Below are 21,852 nucleotides of genomic sequence, written 5' to 3'. Positions count from 1 at the left end.
AAATGAGCTTAGATGAATATATTTTAAATGAAATAGCTTGAATGGTTATCAATAATATAAATATATGCAGTTTGAAGATAATCGATGTAATGCAAATAGTGGCATTAAAAAAGCCGAAATTTATATAAATTTCGGCTCAATATATGAAACACTGGTGTATAGAATCAAGGGACATGCCCAGTGCTGCAATAATTTTTGTAACAAATTGAAAGCTAGATTAGGAAATCATCCAAAGCTTTACCTGAATCCAAGTGAGCTTGAATTGCAGAAGGAGTACGACCTTGACCTGTCCAAGTCTTTTCTACGCCATCAACAGTGTATTTGTATTTAGCTGGGCGAGGATCGCGCTTTTTCTTCGCTTTAGATTTTGTTTCTCCAGATAACGCCGCAATAAGGTCATCTACATCAATACCATCTTTAGCAATCATATTTGCGTATTCAGCTAATTTAGCTTCGCGTTCAGCTTTTTCTTCTAATTCTGCAGCTTCGACTTCACGACGTTCATCAACAACGGTAGTTAATTTATCTAGCGCTTCTTCCAAGTGCTCAAGCGGTAGATCACGAGCAAATGCTCGTAGACTGCGAATATTAAGCAGGGTTTTTGCAATATCTGACATGTTCAGTCCCATTCTTATTTTAGTAAACGTACACAATAATAACAGTGTAAGGCGAGAATACAATATAATTTTATTTCAAATATATCGAAAATCAAATACACATTTCTAAAAATATATTTAATTACTTATTTAGCAGAATAGAATACGTCAATATTTAATACGCTAAATGTCAGAAAAGTGTAAGTGTAAGGCATATAGACGCACAATCTAGTCGAAAGTTTCATCAGGTTAGTTAAAACTTGAAATTATATGTTGCAAAAAGCTTTTGCATCCGTAGAATGACTCAAACCTGATTTAAGTGGTGGATTTTTAATCAATCCAGTGCTTAAGGTAGAGGCGCAGTAATGATCAGTATGTTTCAAGAGGGTGATACCTAAGAGGGAAACAGAAAGGCGTTATTGCCGAAGTATTGAAAGTCATCATTCTTCAATGCTGGGGTTATATCCGAATAGGTATAACACTGCCATAGTCTATATTGTTGTTAAACTATGGAGCGCTACTGTGGGGTTGGGTGAAGTGTTCACTTCCCTTTCGCTTGTTCAACTTAAGGTATATATAATACCGTCTACAGTAGATCTCTAACCAAATATTGGTTTCTGAAGATCATGAATTTATTAGATTTTGCATCGTCCCCCCTTTCATTGTTGCCACCGCTTGTTGCTCTAGGGTTGGCTATTATTACTCGTCGAGTTCTTGTCTCATTAGGTATGGGCATTTTGCTTGGTGGTCTACTGATCACTGACTATTCGATTGCTGATTCCATTAAATATATATGGGATAAAGTATATGGAGTAGTTATTGAAACTAATGAAGTTACTGTTGATGGTGTAAAAGTAGAAGAGAGCAGCCTTAATAGCTGGAATATGAGTATTGTTGCGTTTCTTTTATTATTAGGAATGATGACAGCTTTACTTACATTGTCTGGTGGCACTCGTGCATTTGCTGAATGGGCACAAAGCCGCGTGAAAAGTAAACGTGGTTCAAAATTACTTGCCGCGTTTTTAGGTGTTTTTATTTTTGTTGATGATTACTTTAATAGCCTAGCCGTAGGAGCGATATCTCGCCCAGTCACTGATCGTTTTTATGTATCACGTTCTAAACTTGCTTATATTCTAGACTCCACTGCAGCTCCGATGTGCGTGTTAATGCCAGCATCTAGCTGGGGCGCTTATATAATGACTATTATTGGCGGGATTTTAGTCACTCACGGGTTGACGGATTATTCTTCTGCGCTTAGTGCTTACGTCAATATGGTTCCAATGAATTTTTATGCGGTATTTGCACTGCTGATGGTCTTTGCTGTGGTGTGGTTCCAACTAGACGTTGGACCGATGCGTAAAAAAGAAATTGAAGCCTCTCAAGGAGTGGGATTTGATGATACAAATAATCAATCCAGTAGTGAGTTAAGTGAAGACCTTGATATTAGCGAAAGTGAAAAGGGCAGAGTTGCCGATCTAATTATGCCAATTGTTGCTTTAATTCTAGCGACAATATTTTTTATGCTATATACCGGAGCGGAATCACTCACCGAATCAGATAAAGAATTTGATCTGTTAGGTGCGTTTGAGAATACAGATGTGGGTGCATCTTTATGCTATGGTGGTCTAATTGGTTTAGTGACAGCACTTATTACTGTCTTTCGCCAGAAAATTGAATTATCTCAAATTGCTCGAACTTTATGGATCGGTGCTGGTTCAATGTTTGGTGCTATATTAATTTTGTTTTTTGCATGGACAATTGGTTCAGTAATAGGTGACTTAAAAACGGGAACTTACTTGTCTTCGTTAGTACAAGGCAACATCAGTGTTCATTGGCTACCTGTTATCCTATTCTTGCTATCTGGCTTGATGGCATTCTCGACGGGAACTTCTTGGGGAACATTTGGCATCATGTTGCCTATCGCTGGTGATATGGCTGGTGCGACAGACTTAGCGTTGATGCTTCCTATGCTGAGTGCCGTTTTAGCTGGCTCTGTATTCGGAGACCATTGTTCTCCAATTTCTGATACGACGATTCTATCTTCGACGGGGGCTCGTTGTAATCATATTGATCACGTTGCAACGCAATTGCCTTATGCACTATCCGTTGCACTAGTATCTTGTGTTGGATTTGTCGTTCTAGGAATGACGTCATCCATTTTATTCTCATTCGCAGCCGCGAGTGTGACATTTGCTGTGGTATGTGGTGCTTTAAGTGTCATTTCAAAACGCAAACAAAGCCCAGCTAAGGCTTAATTATTAAGTCCAATAGAGCCTAATCAAAAGAGCAGGTGAAAACCTGCTCTTTCTCTATCCACTCTTCTTCTATTTACTCTTTTCTATACATCTTCTGTAATGTCGCGAGACAGTTTTTCGCTGAATCTCTCGTTGCTTTCTCTACTGCTTGCATTGAAATATATGCCACATTAGCTAAAGACGTTTCATTTAAACTTTCTGCTGGGATATCTTCACAATTTTCAGGGACAGATTGATAAGTCGCATCAGGAAAGGCATGGGTTACCACATCTGCGTAATTTTGAAGTTGTTCGGGGGTCATGTTTTTTACTGGTAGAGCTTCCAGTTCCTCATGGGTATAAGCCAGTCCATCATTGTTAAAAGGACGACCTTCGAGGCTATGTGGCGAAATTTCATATGCGGCTTCAGTAACATAAGGGAAATCCCAAGAAGGTGGTTCAGGGTAACCAGCATTATGAGAAGCAGTAGTATCGGATGTACAGCCTGCTAATAAGATAGAAGCGCTTGCAGTCATCAACACCTTTAATTTGTTCATCACGTTTGTATCCTTAGGTAGAGGTAATAATATTGTCGTGAATATTTTGAATGGTGTTTTATTGTTGGGCAATACAAGAAAATCGCATTTAATTACCAACTTGATGCATTTGTTTAACAGCTTCTAAGGACAAGCAGAAAAAGTGTAATTACCGAGAAGACAATTTTTTTCGAATAGAGTCTTGCAAATCCAATTGAGCTTAGTTAGTGTGGAGTTAACTCAAGGAGAAACTAAATATGCGTAAAAGTGTAATGAACATTCATCACCATCATCATCCTGACTAGTCTTTCGGGAGGTTTACGCATACCCGAGAGGCTCAGAACTCTCGGTGGTTGAATCAGAAAATACAGATTTAAACCCTCGGGAGAGAAAACTCCCGAGGGTTTTTTCATTTTTAACGACTTATAAAATATTAAATATTCACTAAATTTCGCATAGGGACATCGTAATGCAAACACAACGCCTAAGAATTGCTATTCAAAAAAAAGGACGCTTGAGTAAAGAGTGTCTAGATCTACTTAAAAAATGTGGCGCTAAGTTCAATATCATGGGGGAGAGACTTGTCGTTCACTCTGAAAACATGCCTATCGATCTTCTGCTTGTGCGAGACGACGATATTCCTGGGCTTATCATGGACGGTGTGGTCGACTTAGGCTTCATTGGCGAAAATGAATTGGAAGAGGTGCGTTTAGACAGAAAAGCACTAGGGGAGCCTTGCGAATTCGTTCCGCTTCGTCGTTTAGATTTTGGTGGCTGCCGTTTGTCCATCGCTATCGATAAAGATGAAGAATATAAAGGTCCCCAAGACCTTGCAGGTAAACGTATTGCAACAACGTATCCTCAACTACTTAAAAGCTACATGGATGAACAAGGTGTTGAGTTCAGTGCTTGTGTACTGACTGGTTCTGTTGAAGTTGCACCGAGAGCAGGGCTTGCTGACGCTATTGCTGATCTCGTCTCAACAGGTGCAACGCTTGAAGCAAATGGTCTTAAAGAAGCGGAAGTTATCTTTAAATCTAAGGCGACTTTGATTCAACGTAAAGGTGAGTTCGATGCAGACAAAAAAGCTCTGATTGAAAAGCTGTTGACTCGCATGCAAGGCGTTTTACAAGCCAAAGAATCTAAGTACATCATGCTACATGCCCCAACGGATAAGTTAGAACAAGTCAAAGCTTTACTTCCAGGAGCTGAAGATCCAACAGTGCTTCCACTGTCTGCTGAGCAAAACCGCGTTGCTGTACATCTTGTTAGCACTGAAAACCTGTTCTGGGAAACCATGGAACAATTGAAAGAGCTTGGCGCCAGCTCAATTTTGGTACTGCCAATTGAAAAAATGATGGAGTAATGGGATGAGAACCGTAGTTTGGCAATCATTAAGTGAACAGCAACAAGACGCTGTTCTAGAGCGCCCTGCCATAACGGAAGGGGCGAATATTACCGCCGCTGTTTCTGATGTTATTAAGAAAGTGCGAACAGGCGGTGATACAGCGCTTATCGAATTGACTGAAAAATTTGATGGTGTCACTCCAGATTCAGTTCGAGTATCTAAGCAGGATATTCAGGCAGCTTCAGAACGTCTTTCAAGTGAGATGAAACAAGCGCTAGAGCAAGCGTATGCCAATATCTCAATGTTCCACAAAGCACAAAAGCCCCAGCCGATTAAAGTCGAAACTCAACCAGGGGTGGTTTGTGAACAAGTGACTCGCCCAATTAATACCGTCGGGCTATACATTCCGGGTGGCAGCGCTCCGTTGCCCTCAACTGTGCTTATGTTAGGCGTACCAGCTAAAATTGCTGGATGCCGTAAAGTCGTATTGTGTTCGCCACCTCCGATTGCTGACGAAATACTTTATGTCGCACAGCTGTGCGATATCGATGAGGTATATAATGTGGGAGGCGGTCAAGCGATCGCCGCGATGGCATATGGTACTGATTCTGTAAGTAAAGTGGACAAGATTTTCGGCCCCGGTAATGCGTACGTAACAGAAGCAAAGCGTCAGGTAAGCAACGATTTTCGTGGTGCGGCTATCGACATGCCAGCAGGTCCGTCAGAAGTTCTTGTTATCGCCGATGACACCGCAGAACCGGATTTCATCGCTGCCGATTTACTGAGCCAAGCCGAGCACGGACCAGATTCACAAGTGGTTTTGGTTACCCCTTCTCCCGTTATTGCAGACAAAGTCACGGACGCTGTTCAACGTCAGTTAAAAGAGCTTTCTCGTGCTGAAATCGCAGAGCAAGCATTAGGTTCAAGCTTGATTGTTATCGCTGAATCTCTAACGCAATGTGTCTCCATTTCTAACTTTTATAGCCCTGAACACCTGATTGTTCAAACGAAAAACCCACGTGAACTGCTCCCACTTCTAGATAATGCAGGCTCAATTTTCCTTGGAGATTGGTCACCAGAATCAGCAGGCGATTATGCTTCAGGCACCAACCACGTGCTTCCGACATACGGGTACACTCGTACTTACTCAAGCCTTGGTTTAGCTGATTTTTCAAAGCGTATGACGGTGCAAGAGTTAACATCAGATGGTCTGAAAGTTTTGGCTCCAACTGTTGTCACGATGGCGGAAGCTGAAGGGTTGGATGCACACAAGCGTGCTGTCACTATTCGTATAGAAAAGCTACAAGAGGGAGAGTCGTGATGGAAAAGTTGGCTCGTAAACAGGTTCAAGCGCTGACCCCTTATCTTTCTGCCCGTAAAATTGGTGGTACAGGGGATGTTTGGCTCAATGCAAACGAATCGCCTTTTAACAATGAATACAAAACAGACTTTGCCCGTCTGAATCGCTATAGCGAATGTCAGCCGAGAGATCTCATTGAAGCGTATGCTGCTTATGCAGGGGTTAAGCCGGAGCAAACACTAACATCACGTGGTGCCGATGAAGGTATCGAATTATTGATTCGTGCTTTTTGTGAACCCAATGAAGATGCCATTCTCTACTGCCCACCAACCTATGGCATGTATGCCATTAGTGCAGAAACCATTGGTGTCGAGCGAAAAACAGTGCCATTGACACAAGATTGGCAGTTGGATCTGAAGGGAATTGAAGAAAACCTAGCAAACGTAAAGCTGGTTTTTGTATGCAGTCCTAACAACCCAACTGGGAATTTAGTCAAACGCGAGGACATTGTTTCCTTGCTTGAAATGACAAAAGATCGCGCCATTGTCGTAATGGATGAAGCGTATATCGATTTCTGTCCAGAAGCCTCAACCTCTAATCTTCTAGCGCAGTATCCTAACCTAGCTATTTTACGAACGCTTTCTAAAGCTTTTGCACTGGCAGGACTTCGCTGCGGATTCACATTGGCAAATGAAGAGCTGATCAATGTCCTATTGAAAGTCATTGCACCCTATCCAGTGCCAGTTCCAGTTTCGGAGATTGCCGTTCAAGCGCTTTCTGAAGCAGGATTAGCCAGAATGAAATTCCAATCGTTAGATCTGAATGCAAACCGTGCCTATCTTCAAGTGGGTCTCAGTATGCTGGAAGGGGTTGAAGTTTTTGAAGGGTGGGGCAACTACTTATTAGTAAAATTTGAAGATGGCGATGCAATATTCCAAGCTGCATGGGACAGCGGAATCATTCTGCGAAACTCTCCCATTGAAAACTGCGTACGCATTAGCGTAGGAAATCGTGATGAATGTGAAAAAGTTGTCGCTTTTATTCGCAATCAGTTAGCTAAAAATGTCGCTTAAGAAAGGAAATCGTAGTGAGCAAGCAACAAAAAATTCTATTTATTGATCGTGATGGCACTTTAATCGTAGAGCCACCAGAAGATTTTCAGGTTGACCGTTTAGACAAGCTTAAACTGGAGCCTTTTGTCATTCCGAGTCTATTAGCACTTCAGGATGCAGGCTACCGATTAGTTATGGTAACCAATCAGGATGGACTGGGGACCGATAGCTTCCCACAGGCTGATTTTGATGGTCCTCATAACATGATGATGGATATTTTTTCATCACAAGGCGTTATTTTTGATGAAGTGCTTATTAGCCCTTACTTCGAAGAAGACAACAGTGATTGCCGTAAACCTAGGTTAGGTCTGGTAAGAGAGTACCTTCAAGGCGGAAAGATTGATTTTCAACACTCAGCCGTGATTGGTGATCGCATTACGGATGTGCAAATGGCCCAAAATATGGCAATTCGTGGCATTCAATACCACCCAGAAACCATGGGCTGGAAGCAGATTGTTAAAGATCTGACCGTAAAAGCTCGTGTTTCTGAAGTGGTTCGTACAACCAAAGAAACCGACATCAAGGTAAACGTTAACCTTGATGAGCAAGGTGGGAATGACATCAAAACAGGTTTGGGCTTTTTTGATCACATGTTGGATCAAATCGCGACACACGGCGGATTCCAAATTAAATGCAGTGTGGACGGTGACCTGCACATCGATGATCACCACACCATTGAAGATACAGCGCTGGCGTTAGGGCAAGCATTAAAAGAAGCGTTAGGTGATAAGCGTGGTATTGGTCGTTTCGGCTTTAGTTTGCCAATGGATGAATGCTTGGCGCAGTGTGCGCTGGATTTGTCGGGCAGAGCTTACCTCGTCTTCGATGCAAAATTTAGCCGTGAAATGGTTGGCGACTTTTCAACGGAAATGGCGGAACACTTTTTCCGTTCTATAGCGGATTCTATGGCTTGTACCTTGCACCTATCTTCTACTGGTGAAAACGACCACCATATTGTAGAAAGCCTATTCAAATCGTTTGGTCGCACACTTCGCCAAGCCATTAAAGTAGAAGGCAACGAATTACCAAGCAGCAAGGGCATGCTTTAAAGGGGAAAGACACGTGACAGAACAAAGAGTCGTCATAATTGATACTGGATGCGCCAATGTGTCCTCTGTGAAGTTTGCTATTGAACGCCTAGGTTATAAAGTCACCATTTCCAAAGATCCTGAGGTGGTACTCGCAGCGGACAAGTTGTTTTTGCCTGGTGTCGGAACCGCAAGTGAAGCCATGAAAAACCTTCGAGAGCGAGATCTGATTGATCTCGTTAAGAAGGTTGAGAAGCCGCTACTTGGTATTTGTTTGGGTATGCAACTGCTAGGAAAAGTCTCACAAGAGAAAGGGCAGAAGGCGAATGAGTTGGTGGAATGCCTTGGGCTGTGTGACGGTGAAGTCAATTTGATGGAAACGGGCGAGTTACCTTTACCACATATGGGGTGGAATACAGTTTCAGCGAAAGCAGGGCACCCGTTGTTCAAAGGTATTGAGGAAGGTGAGTATTTCTATTTTGTGCACAGCTTTGCTATGCCAGTGGGTGACTACACGATCGCCAACTGTGATTATGGAAACCCGTTCACCGCAGCAGTACAAAGTGGTAACTATTATGGTGTGCAATTTCACCCAGAACGTTCTTCTCAAGCCGGCTCTAAGCTCATTGAAAACTTTCTGAATTTATAAGGGAATTATAAGTGATTATTCCAGCTCTCGATTTAATTGAAGGTCAGGTAGTTCGCCTGTATCAAGGGGATTACGGTCAAGTAACCGAATACAAAGTAGACCCAGCTGAGCAATTTAATTTATACCATCAAGCTGGCGCTGATTGGCTGCATTTGGTCGACCTGACTGGCGCAAAAGATACATCGGCACGCCAGCTTGATTTGATCGCCAAGCTGCTGGCAAGTACCCCAGCAAACATTCAAATTGGCGGTGGAGTAAGAAGCGAACAAGATGTGGTCGACTTACTGGAAGCCGGAGCCCAACGAGTGGTGGTTGGTTCTACTGCGGTAAAACAACCTGAACTGGTAAAAGGTTGGATGGAGAAATACGGTGCAGAGAAAATCGTTCTAGCACTCGATATTAATATTGACGAAAACGGCGTGCGCAAAGTCGCTATTTCCGGTTGGCAAGAAGATTCCGGCGTCACTATTGAAGCGCTTATCGATGATTATTTAACTGTCGGTTTAACGCATGTGCTTTGTACTGATATTTCTCGTGATGGGACATTGGCTGGCTCGAATGTAGAGCTTTATGTGGACCTATGTAAACAATACCCACAAGTTCAGTTTCAATCGTCCGGTGGTATCGGGTCACTAGCAGATGTTGAAGCCTTAAAAGGTAGTGGAGTTGCTGGTGTGATTGTTGGACGTGCTTTATTAGACGGTAAATTTACAGCAGAGGAGGCATTTGCATGCTGGCAAAGCGAATAATTCCGTGCCTTGATGTTCGAGATGGTCAGGTGGTAAAAGGGGTTCAGTTCCGCAATCATGAGATCATTGGTGATATCGTTCCTCTTGCACAAAGATACGCTCAAGAGGGCGCCGACGAATTAGTGTTTTATGATATTACGGCATCGAGTGATGGTCGTGTGGTCGATAAAAGTTGGGTCGCGCGCGTAGCAGAAGTTATCGATATTCCTTTTTGTGTAGCTGGCGGCATTAAATCAGCAGAAGACGCAGCCCGAATCCTAGAGTTTGGCGCAGACAAAGTGTCCATTAACTCTCCTGCTTTAGCAAACCCTTCCCTTATAACTGAGCTTGCCGATAAGTTTGGTGTTCAGTGTATCGTCGTCGGTATTGATTCCTACTTTAATAAAGAAACAGGTAAATATCAGGTTTATCAATTCACAGGTGATGAAGCCCGTACAAAAGCGACGCAATGGGAAACCCGAGATTGGGTTCAAGAAGTGCAAAAACGCGGCGCTGGCGAAATCGTCTTGAACATGATGAATCAAGATGGTGTGAGAAATGGATACGACATCGAGCAATTGAACATGGTTCGAGAAGTCTGCAATGTACCATTGATCGCTTCTGGTGGGGCGGGCGCTATGGAACACTTTGCCGAGGCATATCAAGCGACAAATGTGGATGGAGCTCTCGCAGCATCGGTATTTCACAAACAGGTCATCAATATTGGTGAACTGAAAAAGTATTTGAAGAAAGAAGGCGTAGAGGTGCGATTATGAGTTTTGAATCAGCTGAAGTAAATGCACTGTCTGAGCGCATCAATTGGGACAAAGTGGATGGTTTGGTTCCAGCCATAGTGCAAGACTTTCAGTCTAGCCAAGTCTTAATGATGGGTTACATGAATCAAGATGCGCTAGCGAAAACAGGTGAAACGGGTCAGGTGACTTTTTTCTCTAGAACGAAAGAACGACTGTGGACCAAAGGTGAAACGTCGGGCAACGTCCTAGCATTAAAAAATATCTCATTAGATTGCGATAACGATACGTTACTTGTAAAGGTCGACCCTGTCGGACCTACTTGCCATAAAGGCACTACGACGTGTTGGGATGGTGATCCTCAAGAAGAGTCACAAATGGTGTGGCTTCATCAGCTTGAGCAGCTATTGGCTGCCCGCAAGAACGCCGATCCAGATTCTTCCTATACTGCCAGCTTATACGCCCGTGGCACCAAGCGTATTTCGCAAAAAGTGGGCGAAGAAGGGGTTGAAGTTGCGCTTGCGGCGACGTCGGGCGACAAGGCGGAGTTAGTCTGTGAGTCTGCGGATTTGATATACCACTTGTTGGTGTTATTGCAAGACCAAGGTCTATCTATGAACGACGTCATCAATAAACTGAAAGAGCGTCATAAATAGTATTCTAATCTTTCTTTTTTAGAAGCCTCTATGTCAGAGGCTTCTTTCTCTTCTTGGTTTCACCTTTTTGCGTCGTATCAGCTAGCCACAGCATTTCTTAAATTTCTTGCCACTTCCACAAACACATGGGTCGTTTCGTCCAACTTTAAGGTTTTTAATGGGCTGAGTCAGTCTAGGATCTTCAGATGGCTGGGTTTCCTCTTCTGGAAAAGCCCCGTCGACGTAATACCACATGCCATTTTCACGAAGGAATCGAGAGCGTTCACCTAAACAGTATTGTTGGTTATCTTCATTGAAGTAAGCTTTAAATTCGACGTAACCTTCGTCAGTATGGCTTCCGCTTTCGGTGTTAATCACTTCCAGTTTGCACCAGTCACTTTCTACCGAATTAGCAATCCCTTCTCTTTGTTCATCGGCATTTTGTGATGGATGATAAGTATCAACAACGAAATCCACCAACCCTTTAACGTGTGCACTGTAGCGAGCACGCATCAACATTTCAGGTTGGGTGGCAGCTGCGTGATTTAAGTGAACGATTTCACAGCAATCTTGATAAGAACGAGAGTTTCCACATGGGCAATTAGACATAGCACTTCTACCAGATAGAGCGTAGTAAGCTAAACCGAAGTGCATCTTCAATTTAGCCTGCAGTTTATTTTAGCTAGGAGGCTACCACGCTTTAAAAATGAAAGGTAGATAGTGGCAAACGTTAATCTACATCCATTAATTCTTGAGACCAGCTAATCGCCTCTCGATAACAATCAGCCACACAGTTTTCACTTAAATTCAGTTCAGTTCGCTTGCTTACTGCCGTTTTCCAATCGGCACGTTCAAACGCTTTAACCAGTGTATAAATATCACCCAAGACACCACTTTGGTTTAATAGGGCATCTTTAACTTTTTGATCAACTGGTATAGAGCGGAGTATTTCTTCCATAGATTGATCCAATAAAGAATCAAGCAAAGACAGCATACCGGTTAAAAATGCGAGGCTTTTATCCACGTCACCTTGATAGTGGGATGCCACCAATTCGCAGAATCTTGCTCTCGTTATCGATAAGGTATAGAGCGTGTTGGGCTTCCCTTCATTGGTATTTGAAACGGCAACCAAAGAGATGAATTTTCTCAGTTTGTCTTCACCTAAATAAACCAGTGCTTGTTTGAAAGATTTAATCTCATTCGAAACACTAGAAGAGGAGTTTACATACCGTAAAAGCTTGTACGAGAGAGAGACATCCGTTGCGACTAAGCGTTCAATTTCGTCGTAGTTGATTTGGTCGCTAGAGATTTCTTTACACAACTGAACAACAGTTAACAGTGAAGGTTCAATAGCGCGATGCTGTATCATTTCAGGCTTTGCAAAAAAGTAACCTTGGAATAACGTAAACCCTACGTCTTTAGCATGCAGGAACTCGTCATAAGTCTCTACTTTTTCTGCTAAAAATTGAATTTTTGAGTTCTTAAGTTTTGAAATGAAGTAGGCCGCTTTATTGATTGGAACAGTGCGAATATCAAATTTAATAATACAAATTAATGGTAGAAAGCGCTTCCATTCAGGGCTTGGAATAAAATCATCTAAAGCTATCTTATAGCCAAGTAAGTATAAGTCTTTGAGCGCTTTATAAAGCTCGTCCGTCGGTTCACAGTCTTCCAATACTTCAATAATGATAGAGCTACGTGGAAAGAGAGCTGGAATTTGGTTGATCAAGCTTTCATAAGGGAAATTAACAAACCCTTTTTTGGAGCCCAGATTGTTTTGATTTGGGCTCAAAAACTGATCGCTAAATAATCGCTTGGTTGCGAGTTCCGGTTCGATATCTGGAAACGTGTTTTTAGGACCATCACGAAATAATAACTCATAGCCCATAGTTTGGAGATCGAGGTCAAATATGGGTTGTCGTGCAACATAAGAGTACTTCAATGGTATTACTCACGTCTAATTATTGGAATGGCGCTGTATAATAATCAGACGGAAAAAATTATCTATATTTAGCTCAATAGCCTGTTACACAGTGTTACGTTAGACGGCTATTTTATCGGGTTAAGTGGGAAGGTAATTCGTTTCACTCCGGATTCATCGTAGGCTAACGCGTAGCCTTCCTTGTACCAGTCCCCTAATACAACCCTTTGTCCATGGGAACTTGTGAGCTTAACATTGTGCTCACTTGGTCTATGAGTGTGACCATGAATCATCAACAGAACGTTATGCGAATTCATGACACGTTCTACTTCAGATTTAGTGACATCCATGATATCCAGAGCTTTTTCTTTCTTGTCGGTTCGGGTTTTATCTTGAACATTTTTGACAATTTTTTTTCGCAGAAAAAGGGGAACACACAAAAACAATTTTTGTAGCCATTGTTGGTGTACTTTTTTCCTAAATTCCTGATATTTAATATCATCAAGGCACAATGTATCACCATGAAGAAGGAGGGTGGGAGTGCCGTAAAGGTCTATTTTTGTTTCTTCCGGCAAAAGCTCAACACCGCTCTCTTTACTGAAACGGTCGCTGATCAGAAAGTCGCGATTTCCGTGAATGAAATAACAGCGCACGCCAGAATCAGTGAGTGACTTGAAAGCATTTATAATTGAGCGACTAAACGGAGAATTATCATCATCACCTATCCAAAAATCGAACAGGTCACCTAATACATAAAGCTTTTCAGCTTTTGTTGCGTGATGTTCAAGGAAGTGAAAGAAACCTTCTGTGATTTCAGGATGGGCAGGAGATAAATGTAGATCAGAAATAAAAAGAGTGGTCATAAGCCTTAGAAAAGGGAGCGAAAAGCTCCCTTGATTGATTATTCTTCGATAGTTGTGCCAGTGATAAGCACTTCTTCAAGAGGAACATCTTGATGCATTCCCATTGAACCTGTAGCAACATCTTTAATTTTGTTTACTACGTCCATACCTTCGACAACTTCAGCAAATACACAGTAACCCCAACCATCTAGGCTTTCAGATTTAAAATCAAGGAATGTATTGTCGTTCACGTTGATGAAGAACTGAGAGCTTGCCGAATGCGGTTCCATAGTACGAGCCATAGCAAGTGTACCCACTTTGTTGCTCAAACCATTGTTCGCTTCGTTTTTGATTGGAGCACGAGAATCTTTCTCACGCAGACCAGAAGTCATACCACCGCCTTGGACCATGAATCCATCAATTACACGGTGGAAAAGAGTGTTGTCATAAAAACCATCACGGCAGTACTGTAAAAAGTTAGCACTTGTTTCTGGTGCTTTTTCATCATTTAGTTGGATCTTGATGTCACCAAAGTTTGTGTGAAGGGTGATCATGATTACTTCCTTTAAAAATTAATGGGAATGGATACAGAATTCTAGCGTAACTTCAAATTTACACAAGCGATACCCTTAGGAGTGCACCATGAGTAAAAGTTGTTCGATTGGAACGAAATAACATTTTCAGAGACGATTTCTGAAACTGAGCTATTACTTAACTTCAGCTGTCTTGTTATACTCATGCGTCCTAAAACCCACCAATTGATAAATAGAGATCATGTTAAAGATATTCAACTCACTCACACGACAAAAAGAGGAATTCAAACCCATTCATGCTGGCAAAGTTGGCATGTACGTTTGTGGAGTAACTATCTATGATCTTTGTCATATCGGGCATGGTCGTACGTTCGTTTCTTTTGATGTTGTTTCACGTTATCTTCGCTACCTTGGCTATGATTTGACGTTTGTTCGAAACATCACCGACATTGATGATAAAATTATCAAGCGAGCAGCAGAGAATGGCGAGACATGTGATGCGTTAACTGAGCGCTTAATCGGTGATATGCACGCCGATTTCGATGCATTGAATATGAAACGCCCAGATGTAGAGCCAAGGGCGACACAGTTTATTCAAGAAATCATTGCTTTAGTTGAAACCTTAATTGAACGCGGTTTTGCTTACGTTGCCGACAACGGTGATGTGATGTTTGAAGTGAAGAAATACGATGAATACGGGAAGCTTTCTCGTCAGGATTTGGACCAACTTCAAGCAGGTGCTCGAGTTGACGTTGAGTTAGCAAAACGCAGCCCACTCGATTTTGTACTGTGGAAAATGTCCAAACCAGGTGAACCAACTTGGGAATCACCTTGGGGGCCGGGTCGTCCGGGCTGGCACATCGAATGTTCTGCAATGAACTCTTCTATTCTAGGCGACCATTTTGATATTCATGGTGGTGGCTCAGATTTGCAATTCCCACACCATGAAAATGAAATTGCGCAGTCATGCTGTGCTCACGATACTCAGTACGTCAATACTTGGATGCACAGTGGTATGGTGATGGTAGACCGCGAGAAAATGTCTAAGTCACTAGGCAACTTCTTCACGATTCGCGATGTTTTGACGCATTACGATGCGGAAACGGTTCGCTACTTCTTGATGTCTGGTCATTATCGCAGCCAACTCAACTACAGCGAAGAAAACCTAAATCAAGCTCGTGCTTCGCTAGAGCGTTTATACACCTCTCTTCGTGGCTTGGATTTAACCGCGTCTCCAGCAGGTGGTGAAGAGTATGTAACTCGCTTTACAGAGTCTATGAACGACGATTTCAATACACCTGAAGCTTATTCAGTGCTGTTTGATATGGCACGTGAAGTAAACCGCCTTAAAGGTGAAGATCTAGAAAAAGCGTCTGCATTGGGTGCATTACTGCGCGAATTAGCGGATGTGATTGGTATTCTTCACCAAGAACCAGAGGCATTCTTGCAAGGTGGTGCAGCGGCGGGTAATGATGACGAAGTTACTGAAATTGAAGCACTGATCAAACTGCGTAACGACTCTCGTGCTGCGAAAGATTGGGCAAACGCGGATATGGCGCGCGACAAGCTAACCGAAATGGGTATCGTACTTGAAGATGGTCCTGAAGGGACAATCTGGCGTCGTAAGTAATAACGACTTTATAAAGGGCTGAGATTTCAGCCCTTTTTTCTGATTTAGATTCTTGGAAGCATTCTGTGGCTCAAATGTATTTCTATTACTCGGCGATGAACGCGGGTAAATCGACAACTCTTCTTCAATCTTCATTTAATTATCAAGAGCGTGGTATGAATCCTTTGATTTACACTGCGGCACTTGATGATCGTTACGGCATGGGTAAAGTCAGTTCCAGAATTGGTCTGCAATCGGAAGCTCAATTGTTTAATGAGAAAACCGATCTCTACGCAGAAATATCAAATCACAATGCAGAAGAGAAACGCCATTGTATTTTGATTGATGAGTGTCAGTTTCTTTCCCGTGATCAAGTGTATCAGCTGACAGAAGTCGTCGATAAGTTAGGCATCCCGGTTTTATGTTATGGCTTGCGAACCGATTTTCTTGGTGAGCTTTTCGAAGGAAGCCGCTATTTGCTTTCATGGGCAGATAAACTGGTAGAACTGAAAACTATTTGTCATTGTGGAAGAAAAGCCAACATGGTGATTCGAACGGACGAGCAAGGCAACGCCATCGCTGAAGGCGATCAAGTGGATATTGGTGGAAACGATCGATATGTTTCTGTTTGTCGAAAGCACTATAAAGAAGCATTAGGCAAATAAGAGCGCAACAGACACAGGCAAAAAGAGCACCAGAAAGGTGCTCTTTTACGTTATGGGATACTGCCAGTTAGCTGTTCCAATACAGGTTAACTATTTATAAGGTTAATCATTTATAAGGTTAACCATCTACAAGATTACCTATGTAAAAGGCTAACCTTTAGCTTTGCGAACCGAATGTCTTAGCGGCATAGGCGACCCTTTCCGCTGGCTTAGGGTATTCGGCTGGTTCACCAAGGCTTTCTATATGTCTAAGCCTTGGTAGCAAGCCACAACCGTTGGCAATCTGTATTGCCAAGCCCGGTCTAGCGTTTAGCTCCAAAACCATAGGGCCTTCTTCTCTGTCCAGCACCATATCGGTGCCCATATAACCCAGCCCTGTCATTTCCCACGCACTGGATGCCAACACCAGTAAGCGCTCCCAATGAGGGACTTGCAGCATAGAGAGATCTTTTCCAGTATCTGGGTGAGCTTTAATGGGCTGATCAAACTGCACCGCTCGAATTGCTTTGCCTGTGGCAATATCGATGCCCACGCCTACTGCACCTTGGTGCAAGTTTGCTTTTCCGTCTGAATCGGATGTTGATAATCGCATCATTGCCATCACAGGATAGCCTTTGAACACTATAATACGAACATCGGGCACGCCTTCGTAACTGAAACCTTCAAAGCAATCGTCAAATTTAATTAGGTTTTCCACGACCGCGACATCATTCTTGCCGCCAAGAGAAAACAAACCCGCGAGTGCGTTACTCACGTGGCGTTCTACGTCTTCTTTATTGATGGCTGAACCCGATGGCTTAATGTACTCCCCATCTTTGTGGGAAGTGACAACCAATATACCTTTACCTCCACTGCCTTGAGCTGGCTTAATCACAAACCCAGGCCAGTCTTCCACCATATTGTGAATCGTCTTTACTTCCGCTTGATGGCTAATAACACCAATCAACTTGGGTACCGTTGCTCCAGCACGTTCAGCGATGATTTTCGTCTTTAGTTTATCGTCAACTAATGGGTACTTTGAGCGATCGTTATATCGCCCAATGTAGCTATGATTTCGTTGATTCATGCCCATAATCCCTTTGCTTTTCAGCTTGAAGGGTGAGGTGAACTTACTCCACATGGCTTTAGTCCTCTGCTAGTGGCTTAAAGCGTCTAAGTTCGGTTAAGCGGTAACCTGTGTAGGTACCGAGTAACAAAATCAGAGCAAGAACAATGAGCTGAAGCCCAATAAAGTTGAACGTCAGGTGCTGAACAAATGGGTTGGTCATCGCTAGGTAAACCAATACCGCAGTGAGGAGAGAACCACCACCTTGGATAAATACCTCCTTACCGCCTTCTTCTTCCCAAAGAATCGACATTCTTTCGATTGTCCAAGAAAGAATAATCATCGGGAAGAAGGTAATGGTCAGCCCTTCATTTAAGCCGATATTGAAAGAGACAATGGTAAAGATAGAAATGATTAAGATAACCGTGATAATGACGGCGGAGATTCGTGCGACCAATAGAAGGTTGAGTTTCGATAGATACCCACGTATTACCAAACCTGTACCAACAATCAATAAGAAACCGACGATACCCGTTAAGAGCTGAGTCTGTACAAACGCGACTGCGATGAGCACAGGCATAAATGTTCCAGACGTTTTCAAACCCACAATGACCCGCAGAAATACAACAATCAACGCCCCAATTGGAATGAGCATGATGGTTTTAAACATCGATTGCTCAGCAATAGGCAAACTGTGAATGGAGAAATTCAGCAAGCTGTCAGCTTCTACTTTTTTAATGGTTGCTTGCTGCGGTGTGACCTCTTGAGCAATCATCGAAAACAGTACTTGGCTGTTCTTACCGCCAATCAAGTCAAGGAGCGAGATATTGGAATCGTCCCACACAAGCCAGTGGCTTTGCTTTCCTTGAACACCGGTATTGGTATCGAAAAGTTCCCAGCTTTCGCCATCCCAAACCTCAATCATCGGAATGATGTTCTGGCGGCGGCGTCCATCTTCAAGTTGGATGACACCGACAACTTTATTGGGAATATCAGCGTAGCTAAGTAATTTTGAAGTAGTACTCACTGCGTCTTTTGCATTTAACAACAAAGCTGCGTTTTGGTTATCACTGTCATTAAGCTGTTTGATCAACTCACGAGTTAATGTTGCGTTATCGGCGCTGCGATTTGTTGCTTGCTGAAGTAGAGACTGGGCGGCTGCATCTTGTGGACCATCAAAAATGGGTTTTTCAATGGCTTTATCTGCTGGAGGAACCACCGCTACTTTTGCTTGCTCATCAACCAAAAATTGCGCTTTGTAGTATATAACTTGCGGTCCTGCTGCGTTTCGAATGCTCCATTCCGCCCTACGGCCCGTGTCAGTATTCACATAAGCGACACCATAGCCGGGAGACGACGTGCTTTCGTTGATCAATGTAAAACCGCTTTGCGTTCCTGGTGCGGCAAGAGAAGCTTTTACAGATTCACCGTTTGCGGTGAATTCGACACGGGCTTCTACATCCCATACTTGCCTTGTTTCGCCTGGCGTCCAAGGTACGCCATAATCAGTATGGCGAAGAATACTGAGTGCAATCCCTGCAATTATTAGAAAGGCGACCGCAAGGTAAAAAGGCACTTTAGACGTCATGGTACTCGTTCCTTAACGATTATTTGGTTTCAGATTGCAGATAAGATTTGCTGACATCAACAAGCGCGATGTCTTGAATAAATTCACGACCTAACAGTATTGGATGGCTCATTTGAGAACGGTCAGCCAATGTGAATTGTGCTTTTTCATGTATTTTCCCAACTTGTACCCAAAGTTCTACCACGGGTCTACGTTCTGTTTCTTCGCTGGTGGATTGTCGAATTTTGGCATAGCGGATGACAGGGGACTCAATCCAAAGCTGATCTTCTTTTGCCGTTTTATCATCGCTGATATGGAACTTAATCCATGTTTTACCATTACGTTCGAATTCTTGAATGTCGACGGCATTGATGGAAGATGTAGCGGCTCCAGTATCAACACGTGCATCAAACTGCTGTTTGATCGTGTCAACTTTAACTTTCTCAATGCCACCGAGAACAATGGTTTGAGAGGGTTCGATTACGGGTTGTGCCTGCTTTGGCGGTTCGCTAGTCGTTTTTTTAGCTTTTAGCTTTTTGAACTGAGCAGCTTGATCTTGTCTGAGTTTGGCTACTTCGTTGTTTAAATTGGACAGCTCTATACTCAAGTAATTAATTTGATCATTTTGTTTGTCAATTTGGGCAGAATAAGAGTGAAGCTGATTGGTCAGGTTTGTTTCAGATTGTTGGATGGCAGCTTGTGTAGACTGACTGTATTTATCGCCATCGATCAGCGAACATCCGGAAAGCGCTGTAATAACAGCTAAGGCGGCAACCTTCTTAAGCATTATTGACCTATTTTTGCGGGTTAAAAGCGGGAAGTGAGACAAAGTGTATATTATAAAAAAGGATGCGTGAAGCATCCTAATGTTAATCTGTTGTCAGAGCTTACTGAGCTTTTTTGAGATCTTTACCCCAAACCACAAAATTTTGAAAGTTAAGGGTTCTTTGCAACCAGAATGGCGCGCCTTGGCGCAGGGTAGCCTTCTATGGTTTTGCTTGGATCAGCGGGGTCGAGATAGTCAGGTAGCGAGTTGTGTGTCATCCAGCCTGTTGTGCGTTGTTCACCCGTTGATGTGACATTTTCATCAACGATACGAACATCTTCAAATCCGCATTTTTCCAACCAAACTTTCAGTGCTTTAGCTGATGGGAAAAAGTACACATTCCGCATTTGAGCATACCGATCGACGGGTACTAATACCGCGTTTTCATCACCTTCAATAACCAAGGTTTCCAAAATAAGCTCGCCACCAGAGACCAATTGGTTTTTCAGTTGGATGATGTGATCTAGGGGAGAGCGGCGGTGGTATAAAACCCCCATGCTGAATACTGTGTCAAATGCTTGCAACTCAGGCAGTTGCTCAATGCCAAGAGGTAACAAGTGGGCACGTTGGTCACCACCCATCAGTTTTCTTACGGCTTCAAACTGAACTAAAAATAGATGCGAGGGGTCAATGCCCACACACAGCCTTGCTCCTTCGCCCAACATACGCCACATGTGGTAGCCATTACCGCAGCCAACATCTAAAACCGAGCGATCTTTTAAAGGGGAGATATGTGGAAGTACGCGATCCCATTTCCAATCACTTCGCCACTCTGTATCGATGTGGATGTCATGGAGGTTGTATGGTCCTTTACGCCACGGGTGAAAAGTCTTTAGCAGATTTTCTAGTTTTTTTAACTCGCCGGAAGCTAAGGGAGCATTATTAGATAATGTTACCGAATCTCTTAAGTCGATATTGTCCGGTTTGCCTTCCTGAATCTTATTCAGCGCTTTAAGCCAGCGCTCGAAATCGCCATGCTCTGCATTTTGCCAGTCTGTAAGCTGCTGAGGCAGGATGTTCAACCATGGTTGAAGGCGAGTGTCTTGAGCAATAAGTTGGTAAAAATTAGCAAAATTGAACATGGTATCGTCGTTAAAATTTTCAATATAAAAGGGTAAAGAGCGTTCGCTATTTAACTGCGAACATAGAGCCGAAGTTGAAGCATTGGAACCACACTTCATAACTCGAAAATCCAATTCTTTCGAATCGCTCTTTATGTGCTTGTATGGAATCTGGGCGCATGACATTTTCAATGGCACTGCGTTTTTGGCTTATTTCTAGTTCGCTGTAGCCATTAGCGCGCTTAAAGTCGTGGTGCAGATCAATCAAGAGTTCATTTGCTGATTCGCTTTCAAAGACATACTTTTCAGACAAAATTAGGATGCCGCCGGGTTTTAACCCTGCGTGTATCTTTTCAAGCAAAATTAAGCGATCTTCGGGGGATAAAAACTGAAGTGTAAAATTCAATACGACAACAGAGGCGTTGTTGATTTCAATGTTACGTATGTCTGCTTCAATGACCTCAACTGGCGTTTCAGAGCGGTAGGCGTTCACATGCAATTTGCACCGCTCCACCATGGCTTGCGAGTTATCGACAGCAATAATTTTGCAACCGTCTTGTTTTATGTGGCGTCGCATAGAGAGCGTTGCAGCGCCTAAAGAACAGCCTAAATCATAAATATTGGAATTAGGTGTGACAAAACGTTCAGCGAGCATGCCAATAGCAGAGATGATGTTGCTGTAACCTGGAACGGATCGTTGGATCATATCAGGGAAAACTTCAGCAACATTCGCATCGAAAGTAAAATCTCCAATCTTTTCAATAGGGGTGGAAAAGATGGTGTCTTTATGGCTCATAGCAAACTCGTAATCGTAGACAAAAACGCGACCTGAACTCAGATCTTAAAAAAGGGGCGTATTCTAAGAA

General features: G+C 42.9%; 22 protein-coding genes, 1 riboswitch and 1 other annotated feature. Of the genes, 11 read left to right on the top strand and 11 right to left on the bottom strand.

Annotated features, from left to right (window positions below; genetic code table 11):
• Positions 1 to 212: 212 nt before the first annotated feature.
• Positions 213 to 617: an H-NS family histone-like protein gene (locus tag Q8W40_RS01500; RefSeq protein WP_305395578.1), complete on the bottom strand. Its 405-nt coding sequence runs from the start codon at positions 615 to 617 to the stop codon at positions 213 to 215.
• 323 nt (positions 618 to 940) lie between these two features.
• Positions 941 to 1,124, top strand: a riboswitch (Lysine riboswitch).
• Positions 1,125 to 1,222: 98 nt separating this feature from the next.
• Between Q8W40_RS01500 and Q8W40_RS01495 the strand changes: the two genes are divergently transcribed.
• Complete coding sequence (locus Q8W40_RS01495) at positions 1,223 to 2,851, top strand: Na+/H+ antiporter NhaC family protein (protein WP_305395577.1); 1,629 nt, start codon at positions 1,223 to 1,225, stop codon at positions 2,849 to 2,851.
• Between the two features lie 73 nt (positions 2,852 to 2,924).
• Here the strand turns inward: Q8W40_RS01495 and Q8W40_RS01490 are convergent, their stop codons facing one another.
• Complete coding sequence (locus tag Q8W40_RS01490; RefSeq protein ID WP_305395576.1) at positions 2,925 to 3,389, bottom strand: hypothetical protein; 465 nt, start codon at positions 3,387 to 3,389, stop codon at positions 2,925 to 2,927.
• 256 nt (positions 3,390 to 3,645) lie between these two features.
• Positions 3,646 to 3,778 (top strand) — a sequence feature (His leader region).
• Positions 3,779 to 3,834: 56 nt separating this feature from the next.
• Between Q8W40_RS01490 and hisG the strand changes: the two genes are divergently transcribed.
• Genes hisG through hisIE form a run of 8 tightly spaced genes read left to right on the top strand, consistent with a single transcriptional unit; the run spans position 3,835 to position 10,938 of the window.
• Positions 3,835 to 4,731, top strand: coding sequence for an ATP phosphoribosyltransferase (gene hisG, locus Q8W40_RS01485; protein WP_305395575.1), 897 nt, complete (start codon positions 3,835 to 3,837; stop codon positions 4,729 to 4,731).
• A gap of 4 nt (positions 4,732 to 4,735) precedes the next feature.
• Positions 4,736 to 6,034, top strand: a complete 1,299-nt coding sequence (hisD, locus tag Q8W40_RS01480) for a histidinol dehydrogenase (protein ID WP_305395574.1) — start codon at positions 4,736 to 4,738, stop codon at positions 6,032 to 6,034.
• The gene (gene hisC, locus Q8W40_RS01475) at positions 6,034 to 7,086 is read left to right on the top strand and encodes a histidinol-phosphate transaminase (RefSeq protein ID WP_305395573.1); all 1,053 of its coding nucleotides are present in this window, start codon (positions 6,034 to 6,036) and stop codon (positions 7,084 to 7,086) included. Before hisD ends, hisC begins: the two co-directional genes overlap by 1 nt.
• Before the next feature lie 14 nt (positions 7,087 to 7,100).
• On the top strand, positions 7,101 to 8,174 hold the full coding sequence (gene hisB / locus Q8W40_RS01470; RefSeq protein ID WP_305395572.1) for a bifunctional histidinol-phosphatase/imidazoleglycerol-phosphate dehydratase HisB: 1,074 nt from the start codon (positions 7,101 to 7,103) through the stop codon (positions 8,172 to 8,174).
• 13 nt (positions 8,175 to 8,187) lie between these two features.
• Positions 8,188 to 8,802, top strand: coding sequence for an imidazole glycerol phosphate synthase subunit HisH (hisH, locus tag Q8W40_RS01465; protein WP_305395571.1), 615 nt, complete (start codon positions 8,188 to 8,190; stop codon positions 8,800 to 8,802).
• Between the two features lie 11 nt (positions 8,803 to 8,813).
• Entirely contained in the window at positions 8,814 to 9,551 is a 738-nt protein-coding gene (hisA, locus tag Q8W40_RS01460) for a 1-(5-phosphoribosyl)-5-[(5-phosphoribosylamino)methylideneamino]imidazole-4-carboxamide isomerase (RefSeq protein WP_305395570.1), read from the top strand.
• Complete coding sequence (gene hisF, locus Q8W40_RS01455; RefSeq protein WP_305395569.1) at positions 9,533 to 10,306, top strand: imidazole glycerol phosphate synthase subunit HisF; 774 nt, start codon at positions 9,533 to 9,535, stop codon at positions 10,304 to 10,306. The genes hisA and hisF overlap by 19 nt, the downstream gene beginning before the upstream one ends.
• Positions 10,303 to 10,938, top strand: coding sequence for a bifunctional phosphoribosyl-AMP cyclohydrolase/phosphoribosyl-ATP diphosphatase HisIE (gene hisIE / locus Q8W40_RS01450; protein WP_104399381.1), 636 nt, complete (start codon positions 10,303 to 10,305; stop codon positions 10,936 to 10,938). The genes hisF and hisIE overlap by 4 nt, the downstream gene beginning before the upstream one ends.
• Before the next feature lie 81 nt (positions 10,939 to 11,019).
• On the opposite strand, the gene Q8W40_RS01445 is transcribed toward hisIE, so the two are convergent.
• The 4 genes from Q8W40_RS01445 to Q8W40_RS01430 all read right to left on the bottom strand — a co-directional run bounded on the left by Q8W40_RS01445 (position 11,020) and on the right by Q8W40_RS01430 (position 14,234).
• Complete coding sequence (locus Q8W40_RS01445) at positions 11,020 to 11,526, bottom strand: YchJ family protein (protein WP_305395852.1); 507 nt, start codon at positions 11,524 to 11,526, stop codon at positions 11,020 to 11,022.
• Between the two features lie 121 nt (positions 11,527 to 11,647).
• Positions 11,648 to 12,859, bottom strand: a complete 1,212-nt coding sequence (locus Q8W40_RS01440; RefSeq protein ID WP_305395568.1) for an EAL and HDOD domain-containing protein — start codon at positions 12,857 to 12,859, stop codon at positions 11,648 to 11,650.
• 107 nt (positions 12,860 to 12,966) lie between these two features.
• Positions 12,967 to 13,701: a UDP-2,3-diacylglucosamine diphosphatase gene (gene lpxH, locus Q8W40_RS01435; RefSeq protein ID WP_305395567.1), complete on the bottom strand. Its 735-nt coding sequence runs from the start codon at positions 13,699 to 13,701 to the stop codon at positions 12,967 to 12,969.
• A 38-nt stretch (positions 13,702 to 13,739) separates the two neighbouring features.
• Complete coding sequence (locus Q8W40_RS01430) at positions 13,740 to 14,234, bottom strand: peptidylprolyl isomerase (RefSeq protein WP_104399385.1); 495 nt, start codon at positions 14,232 to 14,234, stop codon at positions 13,740 to 13,742.
• A gap of 220 nt (positions 14,235 to 14,454) precedes the next feature.
• On the opposite strand from Q8W40_RS01430, the gene cysS reads away from it, so the two are divergent.
• Complete coding sequence (cysS, locus tag Q8W40_RS01425; protein WP_305395566.1) at positions 14,455 to 15,843, top strand: cysteine--tRNA ligase; 1,389 nt, start codon at positions 14,455 to 14,457, stop codon at positions 15,841 to 15,843.
• A 65-nt stretch (positions 15,844 to 15,908) separates the two neighbouring features.
• Positions 15,909 to 16,487 (top strand): thymidine kinase, encoded by a 579-nt coding sequence (locus Q8W40_RS01420; protein WP_305395565.1) that lies wholly within the window; start codon positions 15,909 to 15,911, stop codon positions 16,485 to 16,487.
• A gap of 157 nt (positions 16,488 to 16,644) precedes the next feature.
• On the opposite strand, the gene Q8W40_RS01415 is transcribed toward Q8W40_RS01420, so the two are convergent.
• The 5 genes from Q8W40_RS01415 to cmoA all read right to left on the bottom strand — a co-directional run bounded on the left by Q8W40_RS01415 (position 16,645) and on the right by cmoA (position 21,782).
• Positions 16,645 to 17,607: an alpha-L-glutamate ligase-like protein gene (locus tag Q8W40_RS01415; RefSeq protein ID WP_305395564.1), complete on the bottom strand. Its 963-nt coding sequence runs from the start codon at positions 17,605 to 17,607 to the stop codon at positions 16,645 to 16,647.
• A 4-nt stretch (positions 17,608 to 17,611) separates the two neighbouring features.
• Positions 17,612 to 19,120, bottom strand: coding sequence for an inactive transglutaminase family protein (locus Q8W40_RS01410; protein ID WP_305395563.1), 1,509 nt, complete (start codon positions 19,118 to 19,120; stop codon positions 17,612 to 17,614).
• 19 nt (positions 19,121 to 19,139) lie between these two features.
• On the bottom strand, positions 19,140 to 19,886 hold the full coding sequence (locus tag Q8W40_RS01405; protein WP_305395562.1) for an ATP-dependent zinc protease family protein: 747 nt from the start codon (positions 19,884 to 19,886) through the stop codon (positions 19,140 to 19,142).
• A 149-nt stretch (positions 19,887 to 20,035) separates the two neighbouring features.
• Entirely contained in the window at positions 20,036 to 21,007 is a 972-nt protein-coding gene (cmoB, locus tag Q8W40_RS01400; protein ID WP_305395561.1) for a tRNA 5-methoxyuridine(34)/uridine 5-oxyacetic acid(34) synthase CmoB, read from the bottom strand.
• 46 nt (positions 21,008 to 21,053) lie between these two features.
• Positions 21,054 to 21,782: a carboxy-S-adenosyl-L-methionine synthase CmoA gene (gene cmoA, locus Q8W40_RS01395; protein ID WP_305395560.1), complete on the bottom strand. Its 729-nt coding sequence runs from the start codon at positions 21,780 to 21,782 to the stop codon at positions 21,054 to 21,056.
• Positions 21,783 to 21,852: the final 70 nt, after the last annotated feature.

The organism is Vibrio penaeicida (assembly GCF_030689305.1).
GTDB classification, from domain to species: domain Bacteria; phylum Pseudomonadota; class Gammaproteobacteria; order Enterobacterales; family Vibrionaceae; genus Vibrio; species Vibrio penaeicida_B.
The sequence above is the reverse complement of the archived record's forward strand: the minus strand, read 5'-3'. Positions and strand labels throughout refer to the sequence as shown.